This window comes from Segatella copri (genome assembly GCF_024330485.1).
In the GTDB taxonomy this organism is placed as follows: domain Bacteria; phylum Bacteroidota; class Bacteroidia; order Bacteroidales; family Bacteroidaceae; genus Prevotella; species Prevotella copri_L.
Window position 1 is genome coordinate 1 of record NZ_JANDWX010000055.1, and the last position, 6,884, is coordinate 6,884.

6 protein-coding genes and 1 pseudogene are annotated in these 6,884 nt (G+C 36.1%); 2 read left to right on the forward strand and 5 right to left on the reverse strand.

The features are described 5' to 3' along the window. Window positions 1–278: 278 nt before the first annotated feature. From NNC77_RS15710 to NNC77_RS15725, 4 genes and pseudogenes are all read right to left on the reverse strand, one after another. Window positions 279–575 (reverse strand): hypothetical protein, encoded by a 297-nt coding sequence (locus tag NNC77_RS15710; RefSeq protein WP_254971757.1) that lies wholly within the window; start codon window positions 573–575, stop codon window positions 279–281. A 768-nt stretch (window positions 576–1,343) separates the two neighbouring features. Continuing rightward, window positions 1,344–2,036, reverse strand: a complete 693-nt coding sequence (locus NNC77_RS15715) for an XAC2610-related protein (RefSeq protein WP_153137072.1) — start codon at window positions 2,034–2,036, stop codon at window positions 1,344–1,346. A gap of 29 nt (window positions 2,037–2,065) precedes the next feature. Beyond that, window positions 2,066–2,239, reverse strand: a pseudogene (locus tag NNC77_RS15720) (recombinase family protein); the annotation flags it as partial. Window positions 2,240–2,274: 35 nt separating this feature from the next. Next, the gene (locus NNC77_RS15725; protein WP_254971758.1) at window positions 2,275–3,075 is read right to left on the reverse strand and encodes a pilus assembly protein N-terminal domain-containing protein; all 801 of its coding nucleotides are present in this window, start codon (window positions 3,073–3,075) and stop codon (window positions 2,275–2,277) included. Window positions 3,076–3,922: 847 nt separating this feature from the next. On the opposite strand from NNC77_RS15725, the gene NNC77_RS15730 reads away from it, so the two are divergent. Continuing rightward, on the forward strand, window positions 3,923–4,105 hold the full coding sequence (locus NNC77_RS15730) for a hypothetical protein (RefSeq protein ID WP_254964633.1): 183 nt from the start codon (window positions 3,923–3,925) through the stop codon (window positions 4,103–4,105). A 758-nt stretch (window positions 4,106–4,863) separates the two neighbouring features. Then, a complete protein-coding gene (locus NNC77_RS15735; RefSeq protein ID WP_234564521.1) occupies window positions 4,864–6,060 on the forward strand; it encodes a hypothetical protein in 1,197 nt (398 codons plus the stop codon). 224 nt (window positions 6,061–6,284) lie between these two features. Here NNC77_RS15735 and NNC77_RS15740 read toward each other — a convergent pair whose 3' ends face one another. Beyond that, the gene (locus tag NNC77_RS15740) at window positions 6,285–6,506 is read right to left on the reverse strand and encodes a hypothetical protein (protein WP_234564524.1); all 222 of its coding nucleotides are present in this window, start codon (window positions 6,504–6,506) and stop codon (window positions 6,285–6,287) included. Window positions 6,507–6,884: the final 378 nt, after the last annotated feature.

Sequence of the window (6,884 nt, forward strand, 5' to 3'; positions counted from 1 at the left end):
TCCAAAAGAACCAAAACCATTCCCACTTGAAGAAGAACGTGTATTTGAATTGCCTTTTTTATTGGACAGTAGTGAATTATGATAAATCGAGTTACTTCATTAAAATTGATTTATTATTGCTGCCATAGCCGATAATCTTGACATCTACTTTTGAATGGATTAAAGTTGGTGAACCTTGTATCTTGTATTGGAAGTAGATTGTATCTATTTTCTCTGTTGTGGCTATTTTAAGAGTTTTAACTTCGTCGAATATATCCAATGTTATCTTTTTGAATTTTTTATTGTCGCAAGCAACCACTTTTTTTTTTAACAATATATCCTCGTTGGTCTGTCGTGTATTCAACAGCAACGTATGCTTCCAAATTATTTTTTTGAAACTCAATAGGATATTTACACTTTTTTTCCAATTCGTTTATGAACAACTCTCTATTTCTATAGTCAGGATTACCTGAGCTTACTTGGCATACATCAAATAGTTGCGGAGATGTTCCCACAAGAGACACATTAGTATTGGAGTTGCATGAACCAAATACTACCAAAACTGTCAATAATATAATACCCACTAATTCCTTCATCTTTATTCTATATGATTTTATCTATGACTCCACTTTAAAAAGTGGATTAAATTTGAATTAAACATATGCCTTGGAAAGCCTTTATGCAATCCTCGGCGTTAACTAACTCTGACAACCAGTTGGCGAACGAGTTGTTTATGCAACGTGAAAATGCCTCCTGTAGCCTAAATATAGCCCCAAAGCGGGGCGATTCGCTCTTTGAACTATTTTGTTGCCATCTTGGAGAAACCAAAACACTTTTTGCCTAAGTCCTTAATGGATGCACCTATGTGATATACACAGTTCGCTGCTCTCCTTTTTTTCTATTTTATCTGTCATATTTATATTCATTTTTCCAATATCACAAATTGTGACTTTGAACATTACCATATTTAACAGCATTCAAAGGTAGTGCTTTAAGCCTTTAAGCCACTATTGCACAACCCCTTTCTTTGAAAAGAACGTAAAATCAATAGTTTTATTGCTATGATTGTACTTTTATTAATCGCTTCACTCGTTGTACGGTATTTACCCCTTAAACAGATGATTTCCCGACAACAGGAGTCGATAACATTACAATAAGCCCACAAAAGGAAGACCAGATATATGATTTGTCTGGAAAAAAGGTAACAAGCATAGAGAACGGACGCATATATATTATTAATGAGAAAAAGGTAATATCTACAACTCATTAAAAAGAAAAAATATTAGAAAGGAATTATAGAAAGCGATATTTGCCCATAATTCCTTTTATTTTTATATGACCCCACCAACTCCAATTGGATATAATCAAAACGGTACGACCGGTTTCCAGAAATCGCTAATTTGATTTAGTTTCAAGTTTCTCTTCCAAACATTAGCTTTAATAAAATGCTCTTCATAAACAGCCCTGTCTCGCTCTGGATAAATGTTCCCTTTCCAATATTGTCTCAATTCGGCAACCTTAATGAGATGTCCATTGGTGCATACATATTTTGCATATTCGTTCTCTGCGGAAGAAATATACACTCTTGAAAGAATACACTTGTATTTGTCGCTGATTTTGGGGTTTGGAATATCTTTGAATTCTTCAATTTTGTCATAATGCTCAGTATTAGGATTCCAAACATATGCATCAAAATGTTCAGTGCCAGAAGCACCAAAGCTACCCAAATAAAACAGCACATCTTCTTTTATACCGTCAAAATTCAAGTCAGTCAACAGACAACTATCAATACGTTCTTCATTTGGTACAAGATCATCGTCTTCAGGATATTTGTATCCGAAGCGATGAATGGTCTTGTCGCCACGTTTTATAATCACTCCATAATCAACATCGTCAACCTCATGCTCTATCATAAGGCTTAGAGTGTCGTCATTACTTCTCATAGAAGAATCAGAAGTTGCTTCTTTCTGTGGAACACATTTCGTTTTATTCTTATTGCATCCCCATACTACAAGAAAACTACAAAAAATGAGTAAAATAAAAACTATCTTTTTCATACTTCTTTTTATTTTTATTGCGACAAAGATATAAACCGCTTCCTTCCTGACTGTAATCGGAATGAGATATTATCACGTTCCAATTGCGCACAGGTCGAAAGTGTGGCTATCATTATCGGGGCAAAGAGGGACGGATGTCCTTCTTCGTCCAATAATATAAGCTGTTCATTTTGAATGTAGAGGTTAATGCCACAATGTTGCAATTTATTCAGATATAAATGTAACTTACTTCTATCAATTATTTGTCCGGCTCCAATTCCTCTATTGCGCAAATGGCATGTAGCTCAACTTTCTTAATCTTAGGATATGCCGTTTTATAATAACCTGTCACATCTTTGACTATACTTTTTTGGTCATAGTAAAATGTAGCCAAAACGACTTCCGTATAATTACCAATAGGTAATAAATGCCAAACTTCGGAGTTATCAGCATTTGGTTGAATCTTAAGAATTCCATCCATGCGGACATTTCCTTTATCATCTGTAATGGTTAGTCTCTTGGTTGCATAAGGGCCAGAAGGAATATAAACACGAGTACGTATTGTATAATATTTATTGTATGAGTCTTTCTCTATGGCATCAGCTGCAATAGTTGCAGAATCCTCAGAAGAAACACCTTCAACAAAACATTTTCTATCTACCACATACATTGTTCTACTAAGTTCCCAAAGAGTCGTCCAATCTTTTACTTCAACCTTTAATACAGCAGTATTTCCATCGGAATCGGTTATGGTGATAGTGGTATTTCCTACAGAAACACCACTTACATAGATTTCTTTCTCTGCTTCATTTGTTGAGCACGAGACTTTGGCTATACTTTCATCGGAAGATGTTGCTGATATTTTGCCTTTAGCTCCATTTACATTAACTTTGCTGCTACTTTCCGTATAGGTGATAAGAGAGGTAATCACAATCTTTTTACCAGTATTTATGTCACCAATGATTTCGTCTTGTGTGAGTTGAATACCAGAGTCATCATCACCGCAGCTTGCCAAAGATAGCAAAGCGGTTAATGCAATAAGAATCATTTTAATTTTCATACATTTCTTCAATATTAAAGGGTTATAACTATTCAATAAACGCAAAAGGAATCAAAAACTTGCATGAGATTTCAAGATTATTTTATTCCTTGTGTTATTTCATCAATCCAGGCTTATTATCGTAGCCGTTCATCTTGTTTGTCACTATTGTCGTTCCAAATAACCTCTGGTTCATGTACAGTTTGCAATGGTACTTAAACAATAGTGTCAGAAGCCACTTTCTCATAGTCATTTGGTGAGTGATTAGTTTGCTCTACAAAGGTTTTCTTCTTGGAGAGACAGGCATGACGGAGCTTACTTTGTTCTACACTCTTGAATGGTGGCAGTAGGCATTTCGTAACAGTGTCAAAGACGTTATCCAAAAAGCAACTGTGAAATAATATTTTTTAAGATAATAGTTTGCTCTAATCCAATATAAATCTGTATCTTTGCAACCAGATAAGCGTTCTGTAACACAAGAAACGGAAGAGGCTGAGAAACAATGCATTGCATTTGTTTCCAGAATCTTACAAAAAGGCTAAAAAGGAGCGGTACAACTTCATCGCTAACAGGCTGAGAATAAACATATTACATTTGTTGTTCATTTTCTCTGCACTTGTAAAAAGGGTAGTTGTACCGTTTAAAAGATAAAAGCTTAACTATCAGCAACATCCACATGTTGCATCGGAAAGTAACCCCCTGGACAGCTCTAAAACGAACATTTTTATAACTACTTGCCAAGCCACCTACTTAGGTGTTTTTTCGTCTTAACACATTCCATTTGTAATTTGCTGAAACCAATATTTTAGTGTATTTTTGGCTCAAATATGATGCCAAGAAAAAAGACCAAACACTTTCTGCCAAAGATATGGGGTTCTACAGACATAAAAACTTGCCATCGAATCGCACTCCTTATCTCATAGACAATGTGGTAGATACAGGCAATACCGCTAAGGCAGCTATCAGAACACTTGGCTTTGGAACCGTTGCTTCATTTGCAATGAGCGATACTCTTCTACAAAAAGAAGAAATCAGATGTCTTCATCGATAACACAATTATAAAGATTGCTTTATGCCCAAACCAAGAAAGAAACAAATAAAGCCAATCGCAACTGAAATAATCTACCATTGTAAGGATTGTACTAAAAGTTACGATTGGCATAGTAAAGCTTTAGACGGCCACCTTATCTTGTGTCGTTGTCCACACAAGCAGGAAGGTGGTCGCTATTGTATATTTCTTAATGACCCATAATGTGAGCATTTCGTGAAACGGCTTAGAGAAGAACTTACATAATATCAAAAATCCATTTGGCAGCTCTTAAGGACAATACTTCTAATAAAGTAGCATAGCGCTAAGTGCATGGTGTTATATAAAAAAACATAATATACAATTGGCATTTTGCACATAGAAGTCTATATATAATCCAAGACCAAAATATTTCTTGAATTTCTCATTCTGAATATCATAATAAGTTTAACATACATGGAGTATAAACTTACATCTACTATGCAAACAAACTAGAAAGACAGAATTAATTAAGTAGGACTGCATGAATGTCAACCTGTTTCTCCAATGGCATTCTGCAGAGCTGAAATTCTATCACAAAGTGGTTAAAAAGTGACATTAAATTAGTTTTAAAGAACTTTTAACACTAAATATGGTGGATAAATCAAAAAATTGCTTATTTTTGCAATTAAATATTTAACTCCACTATCTTGGGGTAAAAAAGGATGTGGCGGCTAAGACCAATAAACTCATCTAATAGGCTGGTGAAAAGTCCCTATCCAAATACTTAATAAAGAATTTATATGAAAAAATATATTGTATTAATACTGTGCCTGCTTTCGCTGAGAGGTACAGCACAGAATAGGTATGAGGATTTAGGCAATGGTACAATTCTTGTACATAGGGATATTCCTGCAACAGCAGCTTCTTCCAAGAATATGAAGACAAATCCTGCTCAGCATTTACATTTTCAGGGAATCTCGTTAAATATTTCATTCCAAAATTTCCTCAAACATTTGCGTGCCAAGCATTTCTATATCGACATTCGTGAAGGTTCTGACTACTGTGACATCACTGGCACAGTATGCGGTATCCCAAATTTCGACATCACTCTTTTGGGTGACTGGAATGATGGTGGCAAAATCTATGGTGTGACGGCAAGCAAATTGTTTCCTAATATCGAGTCGATGAATGCGGCATTGGAGGGTATCGTTGATAAATTGACTAAAGCATATCCCCGCTATGAGGGCACAACTGTCACTTTGGTGGATGAGAACCGCAATATGATAGATACGTGGAGCGTTGACGTGTACAACGTGGAGGGAACTTGCATCGGCTCATTGTATGTTTTTGCCCAGGCACCTGATGGTGTGGGAGACTGTAATATTACTATACAGTATGAAGACCAGTTAAATTCTTTAGCATCGGATGCTCGTTGCTATAACGTAACTGCCTATGATATACCTATAGATATCAGTGAGTATGTTAAGCCTATACTTGACGCATGCACGATGGAGATAGCTAACGCTTTCTTGAAGTTCACATGCCGTAAGGGCTATAATGTCTATGAAATGGTAGCATTAGGAACAGACAGAGATGATATCTTGTCCAGTCTGAAATCCAGTGATACAAATAAGGAACTCAACAGAAAAATCATGAATGCCTACTTTGCCAAGAATCTAAGAGTCTATAATGGCAATGTTATGGCGTGTACCAATAATGCTTTCGAAAATATTCATGACAATGTTGTGAGTGCAAGCATTAGCCACCAAAACACTCATAATTATGAGCCTCCTACGGGAGACATCATCGAGTTCAACAAAAAGATATTAAATAGCAAGACGAATGCCGATATGGGTTGGACAATCTTAGAGTATTTGGCTAAGCAGAAGGCTACTCGCTCGAGTTCATCCAAAAAACAAAAGTATCATTGCAATGGCTTGGAGTTTGATAATCCTGCAGATATGGAGGACTACAAAAATGCCCAAGGCTTGAAATAGTCATATTCTTCTATCCTCGATGAATTTAGGAAAATGAAACGCTGACTTACTCCTTAAAAAATAGAGAAAGTCAGCGTTTTTTAAAATTATCAAGTGTTAAGTTTTCGAGCTGTAAAACGTTGAAACCTCTCAGGTCGAGTCCGTCGTAACGAAATAATAGCTTCTTAAAACTAAATAACTGAATACTGAACACCTTTCCGCCTTGTTTTCCACCTTGCTTTCCGTCAGCTCCGTCGGCATTTGCTACCTTCGGAGGAATTTTCTCGATATAATGGCGGTTCACCTAGTTTCTCAGCATCATCGTCGAATTCACCATATACTGGCATTTCGGCACCGATTTTCCGCTCCGGGATGGTACAGAAGTTAATGCGGCTGATAGGTCCGTCGGTGAGCACATTAGAATCAGAATTCTTTTTGAGATTATCGATCTCTCCTTTTTCGTTCACCTTTATCAAATCCCCCTTCTTACCTTTTACCTCAATATAACAGGAATTCTTCGACTGTTATCGGAGGTAAGCAAATACTTGATATCAGGGTAGTTCATTCTAGAACCACCCTATTTACTTGGTGCTTTCTCTAGAGCGAAATCTATTTCAGAATTGATAGTTTCTGTTTGGTATAATACTTTTGGCCTATGTATTGCTTTTTACACCAATCCTCAATTTTCTATGCTATGTTTCGACTTTGTTATTTCTTTTTTTAAAAATGTTTACAACTATCCATTTACCACTTTTTCTACCGCCTTCACGTTTCAAGATTCCCTTGGCTTGAAGAGCAGCAATATCTCTTTCAATAGTACGTGTCGTTACAGTTTTCTTTCCCGA

Bases quoted from the DNA above. Each gene is read 5' to 3' on its own strand.
- NNC77_RS15710 (WP_254971757.1), bottom strand. From the start codon at position 575: ATGAAGGAATTAGTGGGTATTATATTATTGACAGTTTTGGTAGTATTT.
- NNC77_RS15715 (WP_153137072.1), bottom strand. From the start codon at position 2,036: ATGAAAAAGATAGTTTTTATTTTACTCATTTTTTGTAGTTTTCTTGTA.
- NNC77_RS15725 (WP_254971758.1), bottom strand. From the start codon at position 3,075: ATGAAAATTAAAATGATTCTTATTGCATTAACCGCTTTGCTATCTTTG.
- NNC77_RS15730 (WP_254964633.1), top strand. From the start codon at position 3,923: ATGGGGTTCTACAGACATAAAAACTTGCCATCGAATCGCACTCCTTAT.
- NNC77_RS15735 (WP_234564521.1), top strand. From the start codon at position 4,864: ATGAAAAAATATATTGTATTAATACTGTGCCTGCTTTCGCTGAGAGGT.